Source organism: Streptomyces sp. NRRL S-340 (assembly GCF_000720185.1).
Classification (GTDB): Bacteria; Actinomycetota; Actinomycetes; order Streptomycetales; family Streptomycetaceae; genus Streptomyces.
This window is the reverse complement of sequence record NZ_JOIY01000135.1, coordinates 1-345: the sequence shown is the minus strand read 5'-3', so window position 1 is coordinate 345 and position 345 is coordinate 1. Positions and strand designations below refer to the sequence as shown.

The window sequence follows — 345 nt, the reverse complement described above, 5'->3', positions numbered from 1 at the left end:
GGGTCCGTACGCCCGCCAGTGCCAGCTCGCAGGCGAGCATCAGCCCCGTCGGCCCCGCACCCACGACGATCACGTCGGTGTTCATCGGTGATGTCCTCCCGTATTTAGTGAACGGCGTTCACGTGAACGTCGTTCACTATAGTGAGGTCCATGAGCTCCCCGTCAACCCCGGGCAGAGGCCGGCCCGCCCGCCTCGACCGGACCCGCACCGTCCGGACCGCCCTCGGCCTGCTGAACGAATCCGGTCTCGACGCGCTGACCATGCGCCGGCTCGCCGACGCGATGGGCGTCCAGGCCGGTGCGCTCTACCGCTACTTCGCGACCAAACAGGACCTGCTCACCGCG

Annotated in this window: 2 protein-coding genes; one reads left to right on the top strand and one right to left on the bottom strand. The window is 68.4% G+C overall.

All coding sequences use genetic code 11. The annotated features are described in order from the left end of the window. Window positions 1-85: FAD-dependent monooxygenase (locus IG64_RS40955; RefSeq protein ID WP_158771771.1), on the bottom strand; the 85-nt coding region annotated here is incomplete at its 3' end. Between the two features lie 65 nt (window positions 86-150). Between IG64_RS40955 and IG64_RS37285 the strand changes: the two genes are divergently transcribed. Next, window positions 151-345 (top strand): helix-turn-helix domain-containing protein (locus tag IG64_RS37285; RefSeq protein ID WP_158771772.1); only part of this gene is annotated, 195 nt, incomplete at its 3' end.